The sequence below is a fragment of the Streptomyces sp. NPDC054866 genome, from assembly GCF_053610745.1.
On sequence record NZ_JBSGZA010000010.1, the window covers coordinates 223,807 to 246,844 of the forward strand.

Below are 23,038 nucleotides of genomic sequence, written 5' to 3' on the forward strand. Positions count from 1 at the left end.
GTGACGCAGGCGCATAAGGAGGCACTTTCATGTCAGCAGGGCACACGGCGGTAACCACCCCGCCGGTCATCAGCTGTGAGACCCCGCAGGACGAGTGCGGGGTGCGGGACGTCCTGGACCGGCTCGGCGACAAGTGGTCCGTGTACGTGGTGGTCGAACTCGCCTCGGGCGTCCTGCGGTTCAAGGAGCTGCAGCGCAGGATCCACGGCGGCATCTCGCAGCGCATGCTCACCGTGACCGTGCGCCGCTTGGAGCGGGACGGCCTGGTCAAGCGCACGGTGTATCCGACGATTCCGCCGCAGGTCGAGTACGAGCTGACCGAGCTGGGCCACAGCCTCACGCACCTGGTCAAGGCCCTCGCCGACTGGTCCATCGACCACCGCCCGGCCATCGCAGCCGCGCGCGAGGCCTACGACGAGGCGGCCGCCCAGGAGTGACCCTTCCGCAGCCCTCTCCGCAGGGCTGACGCCACCGCCTCCGCGAGGACGGCGTGGCCCGCGTCGCCCGGATGCACCCCGTCCACCAGGTGCCCGGCGTCCAGCAGGCCGCCGCCCGGCAGCAGTTCGGTCCCCGCGTCCAGGGCCGCACGCTCCACGGCGGTCCGCAGGTCCCGCAGGGTGGCGCCGAGCACGTTCGGCACCGCCTCGGCGTCCGGGCGGAGCACGGGGGAGACGACCAGGAGGGGAACGTCCGGGTGCCCCCGGCGCACCAGGTCCAGGAACGCCCGCGCCGTCTCGTACAGCAGCTTCGCCGAATGCGGCGTACGCGACCAGCAGTTCGTGCCGAAGGCGACGGTGATCAAGTCGGCGTCCAGTGAGGCGAGTTGCTCGGCCGAAGCGAGCTCCCCACGGGCCGCACCCGCGTACCCGAGGTTCACCGTCTCCACCCGGAGGACCCGCCCCGCAACCGCGGGCCACGCCAGGTGTGGCCGGCTGGCCAACCAGCCCTCGGCAATCGAGTCGCCGTACACCAGCCAACGCGGCTGCCTGGGCCGAGGCGCGAGCGTGCCACCCCCGACGGGCCGCAGCCCGGTGAGCGCGGGACGAAGCGCCTCGGGAAGGTGGAGGACGAAGTCACCGTCGGCTTGGGGGAGTTGAACCAACACCGAGTGCGAGCCGGGCGCGGCTGGGGTGTCGTCCGCCCCCTTGCGGAAGCCCTCGGTCGAGGCCGTCAGGAGCGTGAATACCTGGGGTGTTGTGCGGTGCGTGTCTGTTTGTGATGGGGGTGTGGCCTTGTACGTGATCTCTACTGCGTTTACTGCGTGCGCCGTGAACTCCAGGCGTATTCCGGCCGGGACGCCCGCCCGTTCCCATGTGTCGCCGGTGAGTCTTTCGCGGTCGGACGGGTCTGCTCGTACTGCGCGGCCGTCCTCGGTCCACCAGGGCGCGCCCCGCACGAACTCCCTCACCTTGCGCCCCCGATGGTCGGATACGGGAACTTCACGCCCACCCCGCCGTCCACGACGAGCGTCTGCCCGGTGACGTACGAGGAGAGTGGCGAGGCGAAGAAGAGGAGGGCCGATGCGATGTCAGATGTCTCGGCCACCCGGCCCAGCGGGGCGTTGCCGGCGTTGCGGGCGCGGCCCTCCTCGCCGATCAGGGCCGCCACCCGCGGGGTCCACACCACGCCTGGCGCCACCGCGTTCACCCGTACCCCGCGTGGGCCGTACTCCACCGCCGCCGAGCGGACCAGGGAGATCAGGCCTGCTTTGGCCGCCCCGTATGCCGCGTGCAGGGGCGCCGCCGTCAGGCCCGAGACCGACGCGACGAAGACCAGGGGGCCGCCGCCCGCGTCAGCGAGCGCCTCACCGCCGTACTGCACCGCCAGCCAGGCGTGCCGCAGGACGAGGGAGAAGTGCCAGTCCCAGGACGCGTCGTCCAGCTCCTCCAGAGGGGCGTAGCGGGCCATGCCCACGATATCGATGACTCCGCCGACTCCGCCCAACTCCCGGCGTGCGTCAGCGAAGAGCTCCCGTACCTCCTCGCGTCGCGTCACGTCCGCGACGTACGCGATGCCGCCCGTCTCGGCCGCCACCGCGTCGGCGCGGCCCTTGTCGAGATCCACGCACAGCACCCGCGCGCCCGCTGCCGTGAGCGCGTGCGCGGTCTGGCGGCCGATGCCATTGCCCGCGCCGAGCAGGACGAAGCCGCGGCCGTCCAAGCGGTGGAGCGCCGCGTAGTCGGGGACGGGGGATGTGTCGAGGGGTTCCTCGACGGGCTCCTCGCTCACGGCTCCGCCCGCCGCGGCCTGTACGACGCCAGTTCCGGGATTACTTCCTTGCCCAGGATCTCTATCGTGCGCAGGATCTCCCGGTGCTCCAGATACCCCCACTGGACGTAGCAGATGAGCTGGTCGATGCCGAGGTCGGCGTAGCGCTTCGCCTTGCGGATGATGGTCTCCGCGTCGCCGATGAGGATCATGTCGCCGTTGTCGAACTCCTCGACGGGGACGGTCCCTTCGATGATCGAGGTCAGGAAGGGGAACGTCCGCTCGCGCTCCTCGGGGGTCAGGTGCGGCAGCTCCCAGTCGAGCGTGAACTGGGCCAGGTTGCGGTACCACCAGGCCACCGAGTCCCAGACCCGCCGCGAGGGCCGGTCCGCCACATGCACCAGCGTGTACGCGCTGACGCGGTCCGTGGTCACATCCGTGATGGGGGACGGCGTGCGCGCCGCCGCGCGGTAGGCGGCGACCTGACGTGCCATCGCCTCCAGCGGCTGCATGATCGAGAAGGAGAGCAGGCCGAGGCCCGCCGCGCCCGCCACCTCCGCCGAACCGGGGGACGTCGCCGCCATCCAGCAAGGTGGGTGCGGGTCCTGGACCGGCTTCGGTGTGACCATCCGGCGGGGGAAGGAGAACCGCTCGGACTCGTACGCGAAGTACTCCTCGCGCCACATACCCGTCACGATCTCGATCGCCTCGCGCCAGTCGGACCGCGACTGCTCCCTGTCGACGCCAAAGGCCGTCTGTTCCATGGGTGTTGAGCGCCCGGTGCCCCACTCCACGCGGCCGTCCGAGAGCACGTCCACCGCCGCCACCTTCTCCGCTATCCGCTGCGGGGGAGTGAAGCCGAAGGGGGTGAGCGTGACGCCGAAGCCGAGGCGTATCCGCTCGGTGAGTGCCGCGAGGTGCCCGAGGAGCACCTCGGGGGCGGGGCAGTGCGAGCGGCCCTCGCGGAAGTGGTGCTCCACGGCCCACACCGTGCGGAAGCCGACCCGGTCCGCGAGCCGGATCTGTTCCACGGCCTCGCGGTAGGCACGCTGCTCGGCGGTGCGCTGGCCGTGCGGATGGGGTCCGTCCCAGGGCTTCGGTACGTCGATCTCGTACAGCACATCGAGGTCCATGGCCTGCTGCCTCCCTCTCGACCGCAGTGCACGATGGGGGAGATCTGACGAAGTGTCAATGACCACCCGAGAGCCTTGGCACGCAACGGACGAAACGGACCGCGCAACAAAGACCCGCAGGAAAGGGAAGTACGCAACGATCATGCGGGGCTGCGCAAGGTTGCTGCATTACGTACGTGAAGCGCGCCTCATAGAGTCATCCGCTGTACGTGGTGTGGCGGGGACCGCCTGCTCGGCGGTCCCCATCCATGCGTGGGAGCTGCCGCCGGTCCCGCCGCCCTGACCGGCAGCGATGAAGGAGCCACGCGTGCTCGACCAAGGCGCACCCCCGCAGAACCGCCCAAGCCCCCCGCGGGCCACCGGGTTCGGCGCCCGCTTGATGCGGCGCAAGCCGGTGGAACTCCTGGTCGCGGAGGGCGGCCAGGGTGAGGGCGGCTCGCTGCGGCGCTCCCTCGGCATGTGGCAGCTGACCATGATCAGCATCGGCGCCACGCTCGGCACCGGCATCTTCGTCGTCCTCGGCGAGAGCGTCCCCAAGGCCGGGCCCGCCGTCACCATCTCCTTCGTGATCGCCGGCCTCACCGCGCTCTTCTCCGCGCTCTCGTACGCCGAGCTGGCCGGCTCCATACCGGTCGCGGGCTCCTCATACTCGTACGCGTACGCAACGATGGGTGAACTCGTCGCCTGGGTCTGCGGCTGGTGCCTGGTCCTGGAGTACGGCGTATCGGTCGCGGCGGTCGCCGTCGGCTGGGGCGAGTACCTCAACGAACTGCTCGACGGGACCATCGGCGTCACCATCCCGGACGTCCTCTCGGCGGCTCCCGGCGAGGTCGACGGCGCCATCATCAACCTGCCCGGCCTGATCGTCGTGCTGCTCGCCATGGTGTTCCTGCTCGGCGGCGCCAAGGAGTCGGCGACGGCCAACACGATCATGGTCATCGTGAAGATCGCCGCGCTGATCCTCTTCTGCACCATCGGCTTCATGGGCTTCAAGTCCGGCAACTACTCCGACTTCATGCCGCTCGGCACGGCCGGCGTCAGCGCCGCCGCCGCGAGCCTCTTCTTCTCGTACATCGGCTTCGACGCCGCCTCCACCGCAGGTGAGGAAGCGAAGAACCCGCAGCGCGACCTGCCCCGCGCGATCATGCTCTCGCTGATCATCGTCACGGCCCTCTACGTCCTGGTCGCGGCCGTCGCCGTCGGCGCCTGGAACTGGACGGACTTCGAAGGCTCCGAGGCCGCGCTCGCCGCGATCATGAACGACGTCAGCGGCCAGAGCATGTGGGGCACGATCCTCGCTGCCGGCGCTGTCATCTCCATCGCGTCCGTCGTCCTGACCGTCCTCTACGGCCAGACCCGCGTCCTGTTCGCCATGTCCCGCGACGGACTGGTCCCCAAGGTGTTCGGCAAGGTCAGCAAGAAGACCGGCACGCCCCGCGTGAACACCGTCATCGTGTCGCTGTTCTGCGCCGCGCTCGCCTCGGTCATCCCGCTCGGCAAGCTTGTCGACGCCACCAGCATCGGTACGCTCTTCGCCTTCGGCCTGGTCAACATCGCCGTGATCGTGCTCCGCCGGACCCGCCCGGACATGCCGCGCACCTTCCGCGTGCCGCTGGGCTGGCTCTTCCCGGTGCTCGGCTTCGGCTTCTGCGCGTACAACATGTTCAGCCTCGACTCCGTGACCTGGGTCGTGTTCGGTGTCTGGATGGCCGTCGGCCTCGTGTTCTACTTCCTGTACGGCATGAGCCGCTCCCGATTGGCCTCCGCAGAGAAGTGATCCACCCCCAGTGCGACTGAACGATCTCGACGAACGCATCGTGCACGCCCTCGCCGAGGACGCCCGCCGCTCCTACGCCGACATCGGCCAGCTGGTCGGGCTCTCCGCGCCCGCCGTGAAGCGGCGCGTGGACCGGCTCCGGGAGACCGGCGCCATCACGGGATTCACCGTGCGGGTCGACCCGGCCGCGCTCGGCTGGGAGACCGAGGGGTTCATCGAGATCTACTGCCGTCGCAACACCTCGCCCGAGGCCATCCGCCGTGGCCTCGAGCGCTATCCGGAGATCGCGTCCGCCTCCACCGTCACCGGGGAGGCGGACGCCGTCGTCCAGGTCTTCGCCGCCGACATGCGGCATTTCGAGCGGGTGCTCGAACGCATCGCGGGCGAGCACTTCGTGGAGCGGACGAAGTCCGTGCTCGTGCTTTCGCCGCTGATGCGGAGATTCTCTTCCGGGGCGCCTGCTTAGTCGCTCCGCTGGATGGGCGGTTCTGTCTCTGCGGGTCCGCTGCGGCTGAGCGCGCAGTTCCCCGCGCCCCCTTCGGGGCTTCCCTAGCCCCGCGGCTGCACCGGCTGGACCGGCTGGGCGTGGAACGTGCCGTGGGCCGTGCCCTGCGGGGCGTCCGATGCGATCGCCGCTGGTACCGCCACCCCGGTGGCGAGTACGAGGAGGATGGCCAGCGTGGCTGCGGCACGGGTGCGGGTGCGGGCGGTACTGCTCGTCGGGCTCACGGGAATCGTCGGGCTCACGGGAATCCTCCGTCATGTGGGTGCTGCGCCCGGCATCTCCGGGCGCGATCAACACTCCCGTGCGCCCGCGGGCCGCACATCGCGCGCAAGGTGGTGACCGGCTCCGCCGTGCGGCGGGGGGCTGCTGGTCCGTGAGGCGGAGGCGCCGGGCCCGCCCGACCCCCGTACGGGTGGGCCCGGCGCGGTCAGTCGGTCGGGTACGTGGGGTGCCAGGGCTTGACGTCGAAGTCGCCTGTGCCCTGCTTGACCTTCTCGAAGGGGGCCGCGCTCGTGCACTTGGGCAGCTTCTTGGTCCCGTCGGGGCGGCCGACCGCGGCCCAGCTGTAGCCCACGCGGTCGTGCCTGCCTTGGTCGTGGACCGTGAAGCCGACGCGGCCGCCCTTGATCTCCTTGAGATTGGTGTCCGTGATCACGCCGGTCGCCGTGGCGACCTTGCCGCCCGTCATCAGGCAGTCGATACGGCCCTTCGCCCAGCCACCCTCGCCGCCCGGCTTGTCGAGGTGGACGAAGCGGAAGGTGCCGGTCGCCTTGTCCGGACGCATGGTGTCGCGCCGCGCGAGATGGGCGTCGAAGGTGAACGTCACGTCCTCAGTCGTCTTGCGGTACAGCTTCGCGCTGCCGGTGAGGGCGGCGGCCTCGCGGGCCTGCGGATGTGACGGGGCTTTCCGCGGCCCGCGGTCGTCCGACGCGACGGCGGCTCCCACCGTCCCCACGGACAGCAACAGGGCGGTGCTTATGGCGATCACACGGCGGCGGGCGCCGGTCGGGCCGCTGTCAGCGATCCGGGTGCTTGCGTTGCGGCTCACGGGAAGCCTCCTGATGCGTGCCGTTCACCCGGTCCTTCCGGGCGAGATCACGGTCTCGCGGCAGGGGGTGCCGGCACGTCCGGCCACGGGCGGCAATCCGCCTCCGCCGCGCGGCGGGGAACGCCTCCGTACCCCCTGCGCCCGGCGGTGGACACCGCTACGACCCAGGTCCCACGACGCCACGCAACGAATCGCCGCTCCGGGCCCTGTACGCGCAACAGATCGAGCGGCGGCCCGCAACGCTCGCGCCTTGTCCGGGCAGGGCCGCCGACCGTACCGTCTAACGGACCCCACCTGCCCCTTCGTACGCCCCGAGGATCCGCCATGCCTGCGCTGCGCACCGCCCTGCTCCAGAGTTCCGGGCAGCTCGGATCCGTCGCCGAGAACCTCAAGGCGCTCGACGACGCCGCGGGCCGTGCCTCGGAGGCGGGGGCCGGGCTCCTTGTGGCGCCCGAGCTGTACCTCACCGGGTACGCCATCGGCGACGACGTGCCGCGCCTGGCCGAGGCCGCCGACGGGGCGTCGGCCGCCGCGATCGCCGAGACCGCCGTACGCCACGGCGTCGCGATCGCCTACGGCTACCCGGAGCGGGAGGGCGAGCAGGTCTTCAACTCCGTCCAGCTGATCGGCCCCGACGGCTCGCGCCTCGCGAACTACCGCAAGACCCACCTCTTCGGCTGCTTCGAGCGCGACCACTTCACCCCCGGTGAACAGGCCGTCGTACAGGCGGAGTTGGGCGGTCTGCGGATCGGCCTGATGATCTGCTACGACGTGGAGTTCCCGGAGAACGTCCGCGCGCACGCCCTCGCGGGCACCGACCTGCTGCTCGTGCCCACGGCCCAGATGCACCCCTTCCAGTTCGTCGCCGAGTCGGTCGTGCCGGTGCGGGCCTTCGAGAACCAGATGTACGTCGCGTACGTCAACCGGGTCGGCAAGGAAGGGGAGTTCGAATTCGTCGGCCTCTCCACGCTGGCCGGACCCGACGGAGTCGCGCGCACCCGCGCCGGACGGGAAGAGCAGCTGGTGTTCGCCGACGCCGACCCGGCCTTCCTCGCCGCGTCGCGCGAGGCCAACCCCTATCTGCGCGACCGCCGCCCGGGTCTGTACGCCTCCCTGATCTGAACCCCGCTGCCCCCCCCCAAAGCTTCCCCTGTCTTCTGTTCTGCCGTTCCCGCAAGGAGTCCGTACCCCATGACGTCCACGGTGCCCAACGCCGTCCAGCACACCGACGCGCAGCCGCCGATCACCATGTTCGGTCCGGACTTCCCTTACGCGTACGACGATTTCCTCGCCCACCCGGCGGGCCTCGGCCAGATACCCGCGACCGAGCACGGCACGGAGGTCGCGGTCATCGGCGGCGGCCTGTCCGGCATCGTGGCCGCGTACGAACTGATGAAGATGGGCCTCAAGCCCGTCGTCTACGAGGCCGACCAGATCGGCGGCCGGCTGCGCACCGTCGGCTTCGAGGGCTGCGACGGCGACCTCACCGCCGAGATGGGCGCCATGCGCTTCCCGCCGTCCTCGACGGCGCTCCAGCACTACATCGACCTGGTGGGCCTCAAGACCCAGCCGTTCCCCAACCCCCTCGCGGAGTCGACCCCCTCGACGGTCGTCGACCTCAAGGGCGAGTCCCACTACGCGACGTCCGTCGACGACCTGCCCCAGGTCTACCGCGACGTGATGAACGCCTGGAACTCCTGCCTGGAGGAGGGCGCCGACTTCTCCGACATGAACCGCGCCCTGCGCGAGCGCGACGTACCGAAGATCCGCGAGATCTGGTCCAAGCTCGTCGAGAAGCTCGACAACCAGACCTTCTACGGCTTCCTCTGCGACTCCGAGGCCTTCAAGTCCTTCCGGCACCGCGAGATATTCGGCCAGGTCGGCTTCGGCACGGGCGGCTGGGACACCGACTTCCCGAACTCCATCCTGGAGATCCTGCGCGTCGTCTACACCGAGGCCGACGACCACCACCGCGGCATCGTCGGCGGAAGCCAGCAGCTGCCCCTTCGCATGTGGGACCGCGAGCCGCAGAAGATCGTGCACTGGGAGCCCGGCACGTCCCTGAGCTCGCTGCACGAGGGCGGTGTGCCGAAGCCCGCCGTGACCCGTCTCGACCGCACCGCGGGCAACCGCGTCACCGTCACCGACGCCTCGGGCGACATCCGCACCTACCAGGCGGCGATCTTCACCGCCCAGTCCTGGATGCTGCTCTCGAAGATCGCCTGCGACGACACGCTCTTCCCCATCGACCACTGGACGGCGATGGAGCGGACCCACTACATGGAGTCCTCGAAGCTCTTCGTGCCGGTGGACCGGCCGTTCTGGCTGGACAAGGACGAGGAGACGGGGCGTGACGTCATGTCGATGACGCTCACCGACCGTATGACGCGCGGTACTTACCTGCTCGACGACGGGCCGGACAAGCCCGCCGTCATCTGCCTCTCCTACACGTGGTGCGACGACAGCCTGAAGTGGCTGCCGCTGTCGGCGAACGAGCGCATGGAGGTCATGCTCAAGTCGCTCGGCGAGATCTATCCCAAGGTCGACATCCGCAAGCACATCATCGGCAACCCGGTGACGGTGTCGTGGGAGAACGAGCCGTACTTCATGGGCGCCTTCAAGGCGAACCTGCCGGGCCACTACCGCTACCAGCGGCGCCTGTTCACGCACTTCATGCAGGATCGCCTGCCGGCGGACAAGCGGGGGATCTTCCTCGCCGGGGATGACATCTCCTGGACGGCGGGGTGGGCCGAGGGTGCGGTTCAGACTGCGCTGAATGCCGTGTGGGGGGTTATGCATCACTTTGGCGGGGCCACGGATGCGACCAACCCTGGTCCGGGGGACGTGTACGACGAGGTTGCTCCCGTCGAGTTGCCTGAGGACTGACCGCGCCGTTGTGCTCAGGGCGCGTGGGGACCTGCCGGGCCGTCGTGGCTGGTCGCGCAGTTCCCCGCGCCCCTTCGGGGCCCTAGATCCCCGCCGCCCTCGCCGCCTCGTACACCTCCGCCGCCAGGTCCTTCAGCTCCTCCGCGTCCCGCGTGCTCCCCTGGAGCTCGATGAGGATCTCCTCCACCGCGCCCGTCGCGGCGTGTGCCTCCAGGTCCTCGACGATCTGCGCGACGTTGCCCCGGAAGGGCGCGCGCTTCTCGCCCTCGTACGCCTTCGCCGTGTACCGGGCGTTGGCGCGCAGGACGCTCTGGACCGGCTGCGTGCGTCCCCGCTCGGTGGCCAGTTCCTTCAGCGCCTGGGCCTGCTCGGCCAGTTTCTCGGCGCCCATGCCCACCGGCATCCAGCCGTCGGCGCGGTCGACGAGCCTGCGCAGGGCGCGCGGGCTGTTGGCCGGCAGCAGGATCGGGATGGGGCGCGCGGGCTTGGGGCCGACCACCGAGGGCGCGATCGTGGTCAGCTCCCCTTCGTACGACACCGGGTCCGGGCCCCACACCGCGTGGCAGACGTCGATCAGCTCGTCCAGGACCTTGCCGCGCTTCTCGAAGGGGGCCACCGCCGAAGCCGCGTACTCGTCGTGGGACCAGCCTGTGCCGAAGCCCGCGACGACGCGGCCGCCGCTCGCCGCGTCCAACGTGGCCAGGGAGCGTGCCAGTTGGAACGGCACGTGCAGCGGGGCGACCAGGACGCTGGTGCCCAGGCGGGCCCGCTCCGTGGCGGCCGCGGCCAGGGTCAGCGTGATCAGCGGATCGGGCACCGAGCGGTACGTGTCCGGCCAGGGCAGGCCCTCGACACCGTAAAGACCCTGGGTCGCGGGCTCGGGGAACAGAACGCGTTCGTAGACCCACAGGCTCTCGTAACCGATCTCCTCCGCCGCGCGGGCGACAGCCGGGACGTCACGTCCGATGCTGTACTGCCGGCCCTGCGGGAGGCTGAGCCCGAGTCGTGTGGCCATGCTGGTGCTCCTTCGCATCCGGGGTCACTGCCTTCAACGTACAGCGATCGTCGGGGAGTTCCTCGGCGTCGGGCGCACCGTGGCCGGATCAGTCCGGCAGGGGCGTGAGCAGCATGCGGCCCACCAGGCCGACCGCTCCGTCGAGGCGCTCCCTGAACTCCGCGGCGATGGAGGGCAGTTCATCGAGCGCCCGCATGGTCAGGGCCGTCGCCCAGGCGCTGTCCCTGGCCCGCTCCAGGCTCCAGGAGCCAAGCAGGTGGGTGAGCGGGTCGGCGATCTGGAAGAGGTCGGGGCCCGGCATCAGCTCTTCGCGGATGCTCTCCTCAAGGGATACGAGGATGTCGCCCACGTGGTCGAACTCGTCCTCCAGGTCCGCCGGTTCGCAGCCGAGCGTACGGCAGGCGTCCATGACGGCCAGCGGTAGGTCGTGCCCGATGTGCGCGTTGATGCCCGCGAGGGCGAACTGCAGGGGACGTACGCCGGGATGGCGCCGGAGCTGGAACAGCGGGCGCCAGCAGGCGGGCGGCCTGCGGTCGGCCGCCAACGCGTCGACCGCCCGCAGGTAGCGCTCGGCGAACAGGACGTCCAGCGTGATCGCGGCCCCGGAGTCCGGGAAACGGCCGCCGTCGAGGTGCCTGCCGACCTCTTCGGTGACCGACAGATACACCCGGTTGAAGACCCCGACCCCGTCGCCCGGCGGGAAGCCGGCGCCCAGCGCGCGCATCCGCGTCACCACGCCGTCAACCCCGTATGCCGGGCCTGTGAACTCCGCGAACCGCTCCAACTGCGCCATGGTGGCAGGGTCCCAGTCCTACGCTGGCCCGAGTGCCACCGCACCGGCCGCTTCCCCAGAACGAGGGAACGGCGACCGTGTGTGCCCCTGGGGAGGGGAGCCGGCACGCCGTGTCAGGGGGACACGGGGGAGGGGGAGGAACCGCACTGTGTCAGGCAACCGCGCACGACATCGCGCCGGACGACGGGCCGGACAATCAGCGGAACGGCGGCGCGCCGCCCGCCATGGAGTCATGGTCGCCGCGGCCTCGGTCGTGGCCGCGGTCGGCACCGTCACCGGAATGGTGTCCGCCCTGGACGAGGGCGGCGGCAAGGAGCAGGCGCGCCCGAAGGTGACGAAGTCGCCGACGCTCGAACCGCTGCCCGCGGTGCCGACGCCGTCCGCGTCGGAGTCATCGGCGAAGCCGTCCCCGGCGAAGTCCTCCGCGGCCCCGAAGCCGAAGCCTTCGACGCAGCGCCCCAGGAAGACGAGCAGCGCGGCGCCGAAGGCCAACTCCCTTTACCGGTACGGCGATTCCCAGGTCCTGGACTGGGTCAGGGCGAACCGCGGCGACCCGCGCAGGCCGCTCATCGAGTCACGGATCGCCGACCGCCCCGCCGCCGTCTGGTTCGCGGAGTACGCGCCGGGGACCATCACCTCACGGGTGCGCGCGGTGACGTCGAACGCCGGGAGCAGGGTGCCCGTCGTCGTGCCGTACGCGATACCGGACCGCGACTGCGGCGGCGCATCGCAGGGCGGGGCGCCGGACCTCGCTGCGTACGACGCGTGGATCGGGAAGTTCGCCGCGGGCCTCGGCTCCGGCGAGGTCGTCGTCATCCTCGAACCGGACGCGATCGCGCTCTCCGAGTGCCTCTCCGCCAAGGAGCGCACCGCACGCTTCGCCTCGCTCGCCCGCGCGGGCCGCACCCTGAAGGACGCCAACCCCAAGGCCAGGGTCTACTACGACGCGGGGCACTCCGGCTGGAACGCCGCGGTCAAGCAGGCCGGACGGCTGCGCGCGGCGGGCGCGGCGTCTCCCGCGTCGTCCGACGGCATCTTCACGAACGTCTCGAACTTCCACCGCACCGACGACGAGGCCGCCTACGCCCGCAAGGTCCTGTCCGCACTCGGCGGCCCGGCGGGCCACGGCGCCGTCATCGACACGAGCCGCAACGGAAACGGCGCCCCGGCCGACGGCGAGTGGTGCGACCCGGCGGGCCGCAAACTCGGGCAGAGCCCGACGCTGCGTACCGGCCGGGCCCGCATCGACGCCTATCTGTGGATCAAACTGCCGGGTGAGTCCGACGGCTGCAAGGGCGCGCCGGGGACGTTCACGCCCGGCTACGCCTACGACTTGGCGCGCGGCTGAGCGCTCGCTTCCGGGCCGTCCTCGCCCTCGTCGTACGTGGACGTGCCCGAATCCAGCAGCGGTTCCTGCGTCTTGAGGTGCGGCGGGGCGAAGGCGCGAAGCACGTGGTAGCCGGTGATGACGACGATCGTGCCGAGCGCGATGCCGCTCAGCTCGAAGTTGTCGGTGATCTTCAGCGAGACGCCGCCGACGCCGATGATGATGCCCGCCGCGGCCGGGACGAGGTTCAGCGGATTGCGCAGATCCACGTTGGCGTTGATCCAGATCTGGGCGCCGAGCAGGCCGATCATGCCGTAGAGGATGACGGTGATGCCGCCGAGGACGCCGCCCGGGATGGCCGCCACGACCGCGCCGAACTTGGGGCAGAGGCCGAAGAGCAGGGCGAAGCACGCGGCGGCCCAGTACGCGGCCGTGGAGTAGACACGGGTCGCGGCCATCACGCCGATGTTCTCGGAGTACGTCGTGTTGGGCGGGCCGCCCACCGCCGTGGAGAGCATGGAGGCGGCGCCGTCGGCGGAGATCGCGGTGCCGAGCTTGTCGTCCAGGGAGTCGCCGGTCATCTCGCCGACCGCCTTGACGTGCCCGGCGTTCTCGGCGACCAGCGCGATGACGACGGGCAGCGCGACGAGGATCGCCGACCACTCGAAGCTGGGCGCGTGGAAGGACGGCAGGCCGATCCAGTCGGCGTTGCCGACGGCGGAGAGGTCGAGGCGCCAGTGGTCGACGACCTTGCCCGAGCCGTCCGCCGAGTGGATCTTGCCGAAGGTCAGGTCGAGGACCCAGGACAGGGCGTATCCGAAGATCAGGCCGAGGAAGATCGCGACGCGTGACCAGAATCCGCGCAGGCACACCACGGCCAAACCGGTGAACAACATCACCAGGAGCGCCGTCCACTGGTCCTGCGGCCAGTACGTGGACGCGGTGACCGGCGCCAGGTTGAAGCCGATCAGCATGACGACGGCGCCGGTGACGATCGGCGGCATCGCGGCGTGGATGATCCGCGCCCCGAACTTCTGGACGGCGAGGCCCACCAGGAAGAGCGCGGCGCCGACCACGAAGACCGCGCCCGTCACGGTCGCCGACGAGCCGCCCTGCGCGCGGATGACCGCGGCCACGCCCACGAAGGAGAGCGAACAGCCCAGGTAGCTGGGCACCCGGCCGCGCGTGGCGAGCAGGAAGATGACCGTCGCGACGCCCGACATCATGATCGCGAGGTTCGGGTCGAGGCCCATCAGGACGGGCGCCACGAAGGACGCGCCGAACATGGCGACCACGTGCTGGGCGCCGAGCCCGAAGGTGCGCGGCCACGAGAGCCGCTCGTCGGGACGGACGACGGCTCCGGGCGCGGGGGTGCGCCCGTCGCCGTGCAGTCTCCAGCGCACGCCGAGATCCATGGTTCTGTTCCGCCTTCTGTGCGCCCGACTTTGTCAAGACCTGAATGAGTCAGCGCAATGTTAATCCGGCATAAGTTCCATGGGTTCTCACGGGATGTTCGCGGGAGCGACCGGAGTGGCCTCGCGGCTGTCCGTACGCAGGACCCCCGCGAACACCGCGAGCCCGCAGGCGAGCACCGTCACCAGGCCGAAGGAGACCACCAGGCTCGTCGCGTCGGCGAGCGTGCCGATCGCGGACGGGGCGATCAGACCCGATGTGTACGTGATGGTGGCGACTCCCGCGATGGCCTGGCTCGGGTTGGGGCCGCTGCGTCCTGCCGCGGCGAACGCGAGCGGCACCACGACCGCGATGCCGAGCCCGAGCAGCGCGAACCCGCCCATGGCGACCGCCGGATGCGGCGCCACCACGACGAGCAGGCCGCCGAGCGCCGCGACCACGCCGCCCACGCGCACCGTGTGGACCGCCCCGAAGCGGTCCACCACCGCGTCGCCCGCCAGCCGTGCAATCGCCATGGTGAGCGTGAAACCGGTGGTGGACGCGGCGGCGACACCGGCCGAGCTGTCCAGGACGTCCCGCAGATAGACCGCCGACCAGTCAAGGCTCGCGCCCTCCGCGAAGACCGCGCAGAAGCCGACCGCGCCGATCAGGAGCGCCGACTTGGGCGGCAGCGAGAAGCGCGGCGGCGCCGACTCCTCGGGCGCCGCCTGGAGATCGAGCACGCCCTGGCAGGCGAAGAGGCCGATCACGGTGAGGGCCACGGCGGCGAGCGCGTGGTGCAGGCGGGCGTCCGAGCCCAGGTGCGCGGCGACGGTGCCGGCGGCGGAGCCGATCAGGGCGCCGACGCTCCACATGCCGTGCAGTCCCGACATGATCGACTTCTTCATGCGGGTCTCGACCTCGACGCCGAGGGTGTTCATCGCCACGTCCGACATGCCCGCCGTCGCGCCGTACACGAACAGGGCGAAGCAGAGCGTGAGGAGGTTCGGCGCAAGCGAGGGCAGGATCAGCGACATCGTCCACAGGGCGAGAAGTCCGCGCAGCGCCGTCCTGGCGCCGAAGCGGTGGCTGACCCAGCCCGCGAGTGGCATCGCCACGGAGGCGCCGATCGCGGGGAAGGCGAGGGCGAGACCGAGGAGCCCCGCGCTGAGGTCGGCGTGTTCCTGGATCCAGGGCACGCGGGTGGCGAAGGAGCCGGTGACGGCGCCGTGCACACAGAAGACGGCGGCCACGGCGTACCGCGCCCGCTTCAACTGACGTACGTCGTAGGTCACTTCACTCATCGATGCTCCGCCCCTCCCGAGGGTGCCGCCCCGCTACGGCGACGTAAACTATCAGGAACCCTGCCTGATAAATAGCAGCTTTATGGAAGGATCCCCGGCATGCCCGCATCACCGAGCACCGCCCGGGCCATCAACGACCGGCTCGCCCTGGGGCTCCTGCAGCGCGAAGGGCCGCTGACGGCCAACCAGTTGAAGCAGCTGACCGGCCTCTCGCGGCCCTCGGTCGCCGATCTGGTCGAGCGCCTCCAGGGCTCCGGCCTGATCGCGGTCGTGGGGGAGGCGGGTGCCCAGCGCCGCGGCCCCAATGCCCGGCTGTACGGGATCGTCGCCGACCGGGCGCATCTCGCCGCCCTCGACGTACGCACCGGGGGCGTCTCCGTGGTCGTCACGGATCTGCTCGGCGCGGTGCTCGCCGAGGCCTCCGCGCCCATCGGCGCCGACACCGGCACCGGGCCCGCCGTCGAGCGGGCCGTCGCCCTCGTGGAGCGCACCGCGCGGGACGGCGGCGTTCAGCGGCTGCACACCGTGGCGATCGGCGCCCCCGGGCTCATCGACCCCGCCACCGGCGAACTGCGCGACACCACCTCGCTCCCCGCCTGGCACCGCCGTCTCGCCGGAGCCCTCCAGGGGCGGCTCCCGGCCCGCGTGCTCGTGGAGAACGAGACCAACCTCGCCGCGCGTGCCGAACAGCGCGACGGCGCCGCTCACGACCGCGACACGTTCGTCCTCCTCTGGCTCGGCGAAGGCGTCGGCGCCGCCGTCGTGCTCGACGGAAGCCTGCGCCGCGGGGCGTCCGGCGGCACCGGGGAGATCGGCTTCCTGCCGGTGCCCGGCACGCACGTACTGCCATCGGCCACCGGCTGCGAGGGCGGCTTCCACTCGCTGGCCTGCGCCGCGGCGCTCCGCGAGCTGGGTGCGGAGCACGGCCTCGCATCCGCGGCCGGGGACGAGGCCGCGGACCTCGTACGGCACGCCGTCGCAACCGGCCACGACGCCTTCCTCGACGCCGCCGCCGACCGCGTCGCCATCGGTGCTGCCGCCATGGCCGCGATCCTCGACCCCGGCTGCGTCGTCCTCGGCGGCGAGATCGGCCGTGCGGGCGGCGACACGCTCGCCACCCGTGTGGCGGACCGCCTCGCCGCCATGTCACCGCTGCACACCGAGGTGCGCGCGAGCGCGCTCGGCGGCGCGGCGGTGCTGCGGGGCGCGCTGCTCGCCGCTAGGGACGCGGCGCAGGACGAGCTGTTCGGCCCGCGCCCCTAGCCGCGAGCAGCAGCAGCCAGGCCGGGAGCAGGACGGCGCCCCCGAGGAGCCCGAGCAGGGTGAGCGCGGACCCGGCGGACAGGTGGCCCGAGTGCGCCGAGTGGAAGACCAGGTGCGGCACGGTGAAGGTCAGATCGGCGGCGAGCGCGACGCTGATCAGACGCGGCTCCATGCTCCACGCGGCCGCCGCCACGACCACCCCCAGCGCCAGCACCATCGCGCCCAGGTCACGCATCAGGTGTTCGTTGTACGGGGGCAGGGTGGAGACCCACAGCGAGCCGAAGAAGGACCGGGGTGCCAGCAACTGCCAGAAGCCGACGGCGAATTGAGTGACGGCGAGAAAGATCAGGCCGCCACGGAGGAGAGGCGCGCCATGCCCGGCTCGCCGTACGGTGCGGCTGCCCTCGCCCGTGTCCTGCCCCCGCCCACCGGCGGCGGCTCGGCCCTGCCCGCTCGCGCCCGCGGAGTCCGGCTCGCCCGGTCCGGCCGAGGGCTGCCCGCTCCCGCCCTCCCGGCAGGACCCGCTCACCGCCGCCCGCCGAACCGCGCCGCGAGGAAATCCTCGAACGTGCCCTTTCCCACGGCCTGTTGAGGCGCCAGATGCCCGCCCTCGCGCATGCCGCGGTACGCCTTGCCCGCGAGCCGCACCGACAGCAGCGGTCGTCGCTTGCCTGCCGCCCGCAGATAGGCGCGGGCCAGCTCGGTGAACGTGTGCACCGCCGGGCCGCCCATGTCGTCGACGCGTCCGGCCGGCGGCGCGAGCGCCAGCTCCGCCAGCCGGTCGGCGACCTCGGTGACCTCGATCGGCTGGTCACTGACGCCCGCTGGCAGCAACATCACCGGAAGCTTCGCCGAGGTCTGAAGGATCCGCGCCACCAGATCGTGGAACTGCGTGGTCCGCAGCACCGTCCAGCCGGTCCCCGACTCCTCGACCAGCTTCTCGACGGCGAGCTTCGAGCGGTAGTAGCCCAGCGGCACCCGGTCCACACCGACGATCGAGATGTAGACCAGATGCGGGACCCGGGCGCGCCGTGCGGCCTCGACGAGATGCGCCGCCGACTTCTCGTCGCCGCCGCGCTGTGTGGTCGCGCAGTGCACGACCACGTCGGCGCCCGCCACGGCCGCGTCGAGTCCCGGGCCGCCCTCACGCAGGTCGACGGCGTACGGCTGGGAGCGGCGGCTCAGTACGCGCACCTCGTGTCCGGCCGCGCGCAGTTTCTCGGCCAACGGACGGCCGAGGGTGCCGGTGCCGCCGGTCACCAGGATCGTGGTCATTGCTCGGCTCCTTCGCAGCGTGGACGACTTCCGCGTCGTCCTTCACCTGCTGAGAACCGGACAGCCGTCAGGAATGTGACAGCTGCCGCGCCACGAACCCCAGCTTGTCGGGATTGACCATCACCCACACCTCGCTGACCAGGCCGTCACGGAACTCGAACGAGGCGATGCCCACCACCGCCCCCGCCGTCCGCGCGACGATCGCGGGCCCGCCGTTGACCTCGGCGTACGAGAGGTCCATCGCGGACGCGAACTTCTTCATGCCGCCCACCACGAACGACACCACCTTCTCGCGCCCCAGGATCGGCCTGCGCGCGGCAGTGGCCTTGCCGCCGCCGTCGCCCCACCACGTCACGTCCGCCGCGAGCATCTTCTCCAGGCCCGTCAGATCGCCCTCGCGAGCCGCCGCGACGAATGACTCCAGGAGGGCCTCACGACGCTCCGCCGCCGCGTCGAACCGCGCCCGCTCGTCGGTCACGGCCCGCGCCGCCCTGCGGTACAGCTGGCGGGAGTTGGCCTCGCCGATGTCCAGGACACCGGCGATCTCCCGATGGCTGTACGCGAACGCCTCCCGCAGCACGTACACCGCGCGCTCCACCGGCGTGAGCCGTTCCAGCAGGATCAGCAGGGCCATGGACACCGCGTCCCGCTGTTCCGCCGACTCCAGCGGGCCGAGCGTGCCGCCCGACGTGACGACCGGCTCCGGGAGCCAGGGCCCCACGTACTCCTCGCGCCGCGCACGCGCCGAAGTCAGCCTGTTCAGGCAGAGGTTGGTGACGACCTTGGCCAGCCAGGCCGCGGGCTGACCGATGTTCGCGCGGTCCGCGCCATTCCAGCGCAGATACGCGTCCTGGACGGCGTCCTCCGCCTCTTGGGCGGAGCCGAGCATGCGGTAGGCCAGCGAGAACATACGGGGCCGGTGGGACTCGAATTCTTCGGCCGGCGCTGTGGTCGTCACCCGCTCAGCGTGCCAGAGGGGGGCCGTCACCGCCGGTCAGAGCCCTGTCACGCGCTGCTGTGAGCCAGGCCACAGGGATTCGCCCGTATGGGCGTCGATCAGGCGTGGCACACTGGCCTCGTACCAAAAGCAGCGCACTCCGGGGTCGGTGTAATTCCGAACCGGCGGTTACAGTCCGCGACCCGGTCGCCTCCAGCGGCCGGTTGACCAGGTGAAATTCCTGGACCGACGGTGAAAGTCCGGATGGGAGGCAGTGCGCGGCGGGCGGGCATTCGTGCGCGTCGCCGAGTGGCTTGTTTTTGGGATACCCGTCTCTTCGGGTTTCCCGGGGAGAGGTCTCGTTTCCGGCGTCGCTCCCGGCGCCGCAGTCCGTACATTCTGTCGTCATCGACAGGCCCCGGAGTCCGTGCCCTATGAGGCAGGAGGACCCGGTGGCCACCGCACCCGCAGCAGGAGCGAACGAGCACGAGCTCGTCGCTATGCGCCGTGCCATCACGCTCGCCGCCCTCGGGCTCGGCTCCACCAGCCCCAACCCGGTCGTCGGATGCGTGATCGTCAACGCCTCCGGAGAGATCGTCGGCGAGGGCTACCACCAGCGCGCCGGCGGCCCGCACGCCGAGGTCCACGCCCTGCGCGCGGCCGGCGAGCAGGCCCGGGGCGCCACCGCCCTGGTCACCCTCGAACCCTGCAACCACACCGGACGCACCGGTCCCTGCGCCCAGGCGCTCATCGACGCCGGGATCGCCCGCGTCGTCTACGCCGTCGGCGACCCGAACCCCGCAGCGACCGGGGGCGCGCAGCGACTGCGCACCGCCGGGGTCGACGTGCGGGCGGGGCTCCTGGAGGACGAGGCCGCCGCGGGCAACGCCGCCTGGCTGACCTCCGTACGCCTCGGCCGCCCCCACGTCACCTGGAAGTACGCCGCGACGCTCGACGGCCGCATCGCCGCCGCCGACGGCACCAGCCGCTGGATCACCTCCGCCGATTCCCGCGCCGACGTCCACCGGCTTCGCGCCGAGTGCGACGCGGTCATCGTCGGCTCCGGCACCCAGCGTGCCGACGACCCGCACCTCGCCGTGCGGGGCATCGAAGGCGCCGTACAGCCGCTGCGCGTCGTCGTCGACACGAACGGCACCGCGGTGTCAGCCGGCGCCCGCGTCCTGGACGACGCCGCGCCCACCCTCGTCGCGGTCGCCGACAACGTGACCGCCGAAGGCGAAGCCGAGACGGTGCGACTGCCGCGCGCGAACGGCGGGTTGGACATTCCGGCCCTCCTCGGCGAGCTGCACGGGCGCGGGGTGCGTTCCGTCCTCCTCGAAGGCGGGCCGACGCTCGCCGGAGCCTTCGTCGCCGCGGGCGCCGTCGACCGCGTCGTCGCCTACCTCGCCCCCGTCCTGCTCGGCGCGGGCCCCGCAGCCCTTACGGGCGGCGGAATCACGACCATCACCGAAGCGTTGCGGCTCGACGTGAGCGAGACCGTCCGCATCGGCCCCGATCTGCGCGTCACCGCGACCCTCGTAGCGAAGGAGCACTGAAGTGTTCACCGGAATCGTCGAAGAGCTGGGCGAGATCACCGCCGTCGAGAACCTGGACGACGCGTCCCGCTTCCGCGTCCGTGGCCCCGTCGTCACCGAGGGCGCCAAGCACGGCGACTCCATCGCGGTCAACGGCGTCTGTCTGACGGTCGTCGAGCACGAGGGCGACGAGTTCACCGCCGACGTGATGGCCGAGACCCTGAACCGCTCCAGCCTCGGCGCGCTCGCCGCCGGATCGCGGGTCAACCTGGAGCGGCCCACCGCGGTCGGCGACCGCCTCGGCGGCCACATCGTCCAGGGGCACGTGGACGGCACGGGCGAGATCGTCGAGCGCAAGCCCTCCGAGAACTGGGAGATCGTCAAGATCTCGCTCCCCGCGGACCTCTCCCGCTACGTGGTGGAGAAGGGCTCCATCACCGTCGACGGCGTCAGCCTGACGGTCGTCGACGCAGGACTCGACTACTTCACCATCAGCCTCATCCCCACCACCCTCGCCCTGACCACGCTCGGCATCAAGCAGCCCGGCGACCCGGTCAACCTCGAGGTGGACGTCATCGCGAAGTACGTCGAGCGGATGCTCGGCGACCGCGTACTCGCCGCTCCCGCTCCCGCTCAGGAGGCCACGAAGTGAACTGGCTCAACTCCGAAGCCTTCACGGCCTTCGGGCAGCACGTGATCTGGTCCGACATGGTGGGCAACACCATCGGCCTGATCGCCCTCGCGCTCGGCTGGCGGCGCTCCATATGGACCTGGCCCGCCCAGTTCCTCTCCGGCGTCATCCTCGTCGGCGCCTACGCGTCCGCCCACCTCTCCGGCGGCGTCGGCAAGCAGCTGCTCGTCATCGGCGTGGCCCTGTGGGGCTGGCGCCTGTGGACGAACGGTAAGCAGCAGGCCCAGGACGGCTCCATCGCCGTCCGGTTCGCGACCTGGAAGGAGCGCGGGATCCTGGTCGGCGGCACCGCCGTCGGCACCCTCGCGGTCGGCGCCCTGTTCTCCGCCGTCCCCGACCTGTCCTGGAACCCCTGGCCCGACGCCTACATCTTCGTCGGCACCCTCGCCGCGATGGTCGCCCAGGCCCGCGGCCTGGTCGAGTTCTGGTTCGCCTGGCTCCTGGTCGACGTGGTCGGCGTACCGCTCGCGTTCAGCAGCGGCCTGGCCTTCTCCGGTCTCGTGTACGTCATCTACCTCGCGCTCGTCCTGTGGGGCATGCGCGACTGGTGGCTGCGGTCGCGCTCTGCGTCCTCGCAGGCCTCGCAGCCCGTCATGGAAGGAGCCCCGGCATGACTGCGGCACCTGTTTGGTACAGCACGGGTCACGAAGAGGACGCGTCGGACCTCGCCCTCGACCCCGTCGAGGCGGCCATCCGCGACATCGCCGCCGGGCGGCCCGTCGTGGTCGTCGACGACGAGGACCGCGAGAACGAGGGCGACCTCGTCATCGCGGCCGAGAAGGCCACGCCCGAGATCATCGCCTTCATGATGAGCGAGTGCCGCGGCCTGATCTGCGCGCCCATGGAGGGCGACGAGCTCGACCGCCTCCAGCTCCCGCAGATGGTCGAGAACAACACCGAGTCGATGCGGACGGCCTTCACCGTCTCCGTCGACGCGAGCGGCGCGCACGGCGTCACCACCGGCATCTCGGCCGCCGACCGCGCCACCACGCTCCAGATGCTCGCCGCGGGCACGTACGAGCCCACCGACTTCGTGCGGCCCGGCCACATCTTCCCGCTGCGCGCCAAGTCCGGCGGCGTCCTGGTCCGCAACGGCCACACCGAGGCCGCGGTCGACCTGGCACGCCTCGCGGGCCTGCGCCCGGCCGGCGCGATCGTCGAGATCGCGGGCGAGGACGGCACGATGCTCCGCCTGCCGGAGCTGATCCCGTTCGCCCGCAAGCACGGCCTGACGATCATCTCCATCGAGGACCTGATCGCCTACCGCAGCAGCTCCGAGCCGACGGTCCGCCGCGAGGCCGAGGTCCGCCTGCCCACCGCCTTCGGCGACTTCACGGCGTACGGCTACCGCTCCACCGTCGACGGCGTCGAGCACGTCGCCCTCGTCCACGGCGAGGTCGGCGAGGGCGACGACGTCCTCGTCCGCATCCACTCCGAGTGCCTGACCGGCGACGTCTTCCACTCGCTTCGCTGCGACTGCGGCCCTCAGCTTGAGGCGTCCATGCGGCGCATCACGGACGAGGGACGCGGCGTCGTGGTCTACCTCCGCGGCCACGAAGGGCGCGGCATCGGCCTGCTCTCCAAGCTGCGCGCCTACGAACTCCAGGAGCGCGGCAGCGACACCCTGGACGCCAACCTGGAACTCGGCCTGCCCGCCGACGCCAGGGACTACGGCGCGGGCGCGCGGATCCTGGACGACCTCGGCATCCGCAGCGTGCGCCTCATGACGAACAACCCCGACAAGACCGACGCGGTGATCCGGCACGGCCTGAAGGTCACCGGACGCGAGCCCATGGCGGTCCAGGCGGGCGAGCACAACCTCCGTTACCTGCGCACCAAGCGGGACCGGATGGGGCACGACCTGCCCTGGCTGGACACCACCCCCGAAGTGTCCGCCTGCGGCAACCAGTAAGCAACGTACAGAGAACTTTCGAGCGACCAGGAGAAGC

General features: G+C 71.2%; 23 protein-coding genes and 1 riboswitch. Of the genes, 11 read left to right on the forward strand and 12 right to left on the reverse strand.

The window, feature by feature from the left end:
* Positions 1-29 precede the first annotated feature (29 nt).
* Positions 30-437, forward strand: coding sequence for a winged helix-turn-helix transcriptional regulator (locus tag ACWGI2_RS37395; protein WP_453399550.1), 408 nt, complete (start codon positions 30-32; stop codon positions 435-437).
* Here the strand turns inward: ACWGI2_RS37395 and ACWGI2_RS37400 are convergent.
* From ACWGI2_RS37400 to ACWGI2_RS37410, 3 genes are read right to left on the reverse strand one after another with little or no spacing between them, the layout of a single operon-like run.
* Complete coding sequence (locus ACWGI2_RS37400) at positions 410-1,408, reverse strand: GDSL-type esterase/lipase family protein (protein ID WP_453700287.1); 999 nt, start codon at positions 1,406-1,408, stop codon at positions 410-412. The genes ACWGI2_RS37395 and ACWGI2_RS37400 overlap by 28 nt on opposite strands.
* A complete protein-coding gene (locus ACWGI2_RS37405; RefSeq protein WP_453700289.1) occupies positions 1,405-2,229 on the reverse strand; it encodes an SDR family NAD(P)-dependent oxidoreductase in 825 nt (274 codons plus the stop codon). Before ACWGI2_RS37405 ends, ACWGI2_RS37400 begins: the two co-directional genes overlap by 4 nt.
* On the reverse strand, positions 2,226-3,341 hold the full coding sequence (locus ACWGI2_RS37410) for an LLM class flavin-dependent oxidoreductase (RefSeq protein WP_453700291.1): 1,116 nt from the start codon (positions 3,339-3,341) through the stop codon (positions 2,226-2,228). Before ACWGI2_RS37410 ends, ACWGI2_RS37405 begins: the two co-directional genes overlap by 4 nt.
* Before the next feature lie 307 nt (positions 3,342-3,648).
* On the opposite strand from ACWGI2_RS37410, the gene ACWGI2_RS37415 reads away from it, so the two are divergent.
* Both ACWGI2_RS37415 and ACWGI2_RS37420 read left to right on the forward strand, forming a co-directional pair.
* Positions 3,649-5,118 carry an amino acid permease gene (locus ACWGI2_RS37415; RefSeq protein ID WP_453700293.1) on the forward strand — a complete coding sequence of 490 codons (1,470 nt, stop codon included), beginning with the start codon at positions 3,649-3,651 and terminating at the stop codon, positions 5,116-5,118.
* A gap of 10 nt (positions 5,119-5,128) precedes the next feature.
* A complete protein-coding gene (locus ACWGI2_RS37420) occupies positions 5,129-5,584 on the forward strand; it encodes an AsnC family transcriptional regulator (RefSeq protein WP_160503743.1) in 456 nt (151 codons plus the stop codon).
* An 83-nt stretch (positions 5,585-5,667) separates the two neighbouring features.
* Here the strand turns inward: ACWGI2_RS37420 and ACWGI2_RS37425 are convergent, their stop codons facing one another.
* Both ACWGI2_RS37425 and ACWGI2_RS37430 read right to left on the reverse strand, forming a co-directional pair.
* A complete protein-coding gene (locus tag ACWGI2_RS37425; protein WP_453700295.1) occupies positions 5,668-5,865 on the reverse strand; it encodes a hypothetical protein in 198 nt (65 codons plus the stop codon).
* Between the two features lie 185 nt (positions 5,866-6,050).
* A complete protein-coding gene (locus tag ACWGI2_RS37430) occupies positions 6,051-6,671 on the reverse strand; it encodes a Repetin (RefSeq protein ID WP_453700297.1) in 621 nt (206 codons plus the stop codon).
* Positions 6,672-7,004: 333 nt separating this feature from the next.
* Between ACWGI2_RS37430 and ACWGI2_RS37435 the strand changes: the two genes are divergently transcribed.
* Positions 7,005-7,793 carry a carbon-nitrogen hydrolase family protein gene (locus ACWGI2_RS37435; RefSeq protein WP_453700395.1) on the forward strand — a complete coding sequence of 263 codons (789 nt, stop codon included), beginning with the start codon at positions 7,005-7,007 and terminating at the stop codon, positions 7,791-7,793.
* 69 nt (positions 7,794-7,862) lie between these two features.
* Entirely contained in the window at positions 7,863-9,557 is a 1,695-nt protein-coding gene (locus tag ACWGI2_RS37440) for a flavin monoamine oxidase family protein (RefSeq protein ID WP_453700298.1), read from the forward strand.
* An 82-nt stretch (positions 9,558-9,639) separates the two neighbouring features.
* Here the strand turns inward: ACWGI2_RS37440 and ACWGI2_RS37445 are convergent, their stop codons facing one another.
* Both ACWGI2_RS37445 and ACWGI2_RS37450 read right to left on the reverse strand, forming a co-directional pair.
* Positions 9,640-10,572 (reverse strand): LLM class F420-dependent oxidoreductase, encoded by a 933-nt coding sequence (locus ACWGI2_RS37445; RefSeq protein WP_453399558.1) that lies wholly within the window; start codon positions 10,570-10,572, stop codon positions 9,640-9,642.
* 88 nt (positions 10,573-10,660) lie between these two features.
* Entirely contained in the window at positions 10,661-11,365 is a 705-nt protein-coding gene (locus ACWGI2_RS37450; protein WP_453700300.1) for a DUF5995 family protein, read from the reverse strand.
* Between the two features lie 232 nt (positions 11,366-11,597).
* On the opposite strand from ACWGI2_RS37450, the gene ACWGI2_RS37455 reads away from it, so the two are divergent.
* The gene (locus ACWGI2_RS37455; RefSeq protein WP_453700302.1) at positions 11,598-12,713 is read left to right on the forward strand and encodes a glycoside hydrolase family 6 protein; all 1,116 of its coding nucleotides are present in this window, start codon (positions 11,598-11,600) and stop codon (positions 12,711-12,713) included.
* Here ACWGI2_RS37455 and ACWGI2_RS37460 read toward each other — a convergent pair.
* Both ACWGI2_RS37460 and ACWGI2_RS37465 read right to left on the reverse strand, forming a co-directional pair.
* A complete protein-coding gene (locus tag ACWGI2_RS37460) occupies positions 12,692-14,107 on the reverse strand; it encodes a uracil-xanthine permease family protein (RefSeq protein ID WP_453399561.1) in 1,416 nt (471 codons plus the stop codon). The two genes, ACWGI2_RS37455 and ACWGI2_RS37460, sit on opposite strands and share 22 nt — an antisense overlap.
* A gap of 87 nt (positions 14,108-14,194) precedes the next feature.
* A complete protein-coding gene (locus ACWGI2_RS37465) occupies positions 14,195-15,388 on the reverse strand; it encodes an MFS transporter (RefSeq protein WP_453700304.1) in 1,194 nt (397 codons plus the stop codon).
* 99 nt (positions 15,389-15,487) lie between these two features.
* Between ACWGI2_RS37465 and ACWGI2_RS37470 the strand changes: the two genes are divergently transcribed.
* A complete protein-coding gene (locus ACWGI2_RS37470; protein WP_453700306.1) occupies positions 15,488-16,651 on the forward strand; it encodes an ROK family transcriptional regulator in 1,164 nt (387 codons plus the stop codon).
* On the opposite strand, the gene ACWGI2_RS37475 is transcribed toward ACWGI2_RS37470, so the two are convergent.
* The 3 genes from ACWGI2_RS37475 to ACWGI2_RS37485 form a co-directional block, all read right to left on the reverse strand.
* Entirely contained in the window at positions 16,608-17,180 is a 573-nt protein-coding gene (locus ACWGI2_RS37475; protein ID WP_453700307.1) for a hypothetical protein, read from the reverse strand. The two genes, ACWGI2_RS37470 and ACWGI2_RS37475, sit on opposite strands and share 44 nt — an antisense overlap.
* Positions 17,177-17,926: an SDR family oxidoreductase gene (locus ACWGI2_RS37480; protein ID WP_453700308.1), complete on the reverse strand. Its 750-nt coding sequence runs from the start codon at positions 17,924-17,926 to the stop codon at positions 17,177-17,179. Before ACWGI2_RS37480 ends, ACWGI2_RS37475 begins: the two co-directional genes overlap by 4 nt.
* 67 nt (positions 17,927-17,993) lie before the next feature.
* Positions 17,994-18,884 (reverse strand): RNA polymerase sigma-70 factor, encoded by an 891-nt coding sequence (locus tag ACWGI2_RS37485; RefSeq protein ID WP_453700309.1) that lies wholly within the window; start codon positions 18,882-18,884, stop codon positions 17,994-17,996.
* A 130-nt stretch (positions 18,885-19,014) separates the two neighbouring features.
* A riboswitch (FMN riboswitch) is annotated at positions 19,015-19,145 on the forward strand.
* Positions 19,146-19,363: 218 nt separating this feature from the next.
* Between ACWGI2_RS37485 and ribD the strand changes: the two genes are divergently transcribed.
* Genes ribD through ACWGI2_RS37505 form a run of 4 tightly spaced genes read left to right on the forward strand, consistent with a single transcriptional unit; the run spans position 19,364 to position 23,001 of the window.
* Positions 19,364-20,419, forward strand: coding sequence for a bifunctional diaminohydroxyphosphoribosylaminopyrimidine deaminase/5-amino-6-(5-phosphoribosylamino)uracil reductase RibD (ribD, locus tag ACWGI2_RS37490; RefSeq protein WP_453700397.1), 1,056 nt, complete (start codon positions 19,364-19,366; stop codon positions 20,417-20,419).
* Between the two features lies 1 nt (position 20,420).
* Positions 20,421-21,050, forward strand: a complete 630-nt coding sequence (locus tag ACWGI2_RS37495; protein ID WP_453700310.1) for a riboflavin synthase — start codon at positions 20,421-20,423, stop codon at positions 21,048-21,050.
* Between the two features lie 56 nt (positions 21,051-21,106).
* Positions 21,107-21,703: a nicotinamide mononucleotide transporter family protein gene (locus tag ACWGI2_RS37500; protein ID WP_453700399.1), complete on the forward strand. Its 597-nt coding sequence runs from the start codon at positions 21,107-21,109 to the stop codon at positions 21,701-21,703.
* Positions 21,700-23,001 carry a bifunctional 3,4-dihydroxy-2-butanone-4-phosphate synthase/GTP cyclohydrolase II gene (locus ACWGI2_RS37505; RefSeq protein ID WP_453700311.1) on the forward strand — a complete coding sequence of 434 codons (1,302 nt, stop codon included), beginning with the start codon at positions 21,700-21,702 and terminating at the stop codon, positions 22,999-23,001. Before ACWGI2_RS37500 ends, ACWGI2_RS37505 begins: the two co-directional genes overlap by 4 nt.
* Positions 23,002-23,038 lie beyond the last annotated feature (37 nt).

Bases quoted from the DNA above. Each gene is read 5' to 3' on its own strand.
- ACWGI2_RS37505 (WP_453700311.1), top strand. From the start codon at position 21,700: ATGACTGCGGCACCTGTTTGGTACAGCACGGGTCACGAAGAGGACGCG.
- ACWGI2_RS37445 (WP_453399558.1), bottom strand. From the start codon at position 10,572: ATGGCCACACGACTCGGGCTCAGCCTCCCGCAGGGCCGGCAGTACAGC.
- ACWGI2_RS37465 (WP_453700304.1), bottom strand. From the start codon at position 15,388: ATGAGTGAAGTGACCTACGACGTACGTCAGTTGAAGCGGGCGCGGTAC.
- ACWGI2_RS37460 (WP_453399561.1), bottom strand. From the start codon at position 14,107: ATGGATCTCGGCGTGCGCTGGAGACTGCACGGCGACGGGCGCACCCCC.
- ACWGI2_RS37480 (WP_453700308.1), bottom strand. From the start codon at position 17,926: ATGACCACGATCCTGGTGACCGGCGGCACCGGCACCCTCGGCCGTCCG.
- ACWGI2_RS37470 (WP_453700306.1), top strand. From the start codon at position 15,488: ATGCCCGCATCACCGAGCACCGCCCGGGCCATCAACGACCGGCTCGCC.
- ACWGI2_RS37450 (WP_453700300.1), bottom strand. From the start codon at position 11,365: ATGGCGCAGTTGGAGCGGTTCGCGGAGTTCACAGGCCCGGCATACGGG.
- ribD (WP_453700397.1), top strand. From the start codon at position 19,364: ATGCGCCGTGCCATCACGCTCGCCGCCCTCGGGCTCGGCTCCACCAGC.
- ACWGI2_RS37500 (WP_453700399.1), top strand. From the start codon at position 21,107: ATGGTGGGCAACACCATCGGCCTGATCGCCCTCGCGCTCGGCTGGCGG.
- ACWGI2_RS37455 (WP_453700302.1), top strand. From the start codon at position 11,598: ATGGTCGCCGCGGCCTCGGTCGTGGCCGCGGTCGGCACCGTCACCGGA.
- ACWGI2_RS37440 (WP_453700298.1), top strand. From the start codon at position 7,863: ATGACGTCCACGGTGCCCAACGCCGTCCAGCACACCGACGCGCAGCCG.
- ACWGI2_RS37410 (WP_453700291.1), bottom strand. From the start codon at position 3,341: ATGGACCTCGATGTGCTGTACGAGATCGACGTACCGAAGCCCTGGGAC.
- ACWGI2_RS37395 (WP_453399550.1), top strand. From the start codon at position 30: ATGTCAGCAGGGCACACGGCGGTAACCACCCCGCCGGTCATCAGCTGT.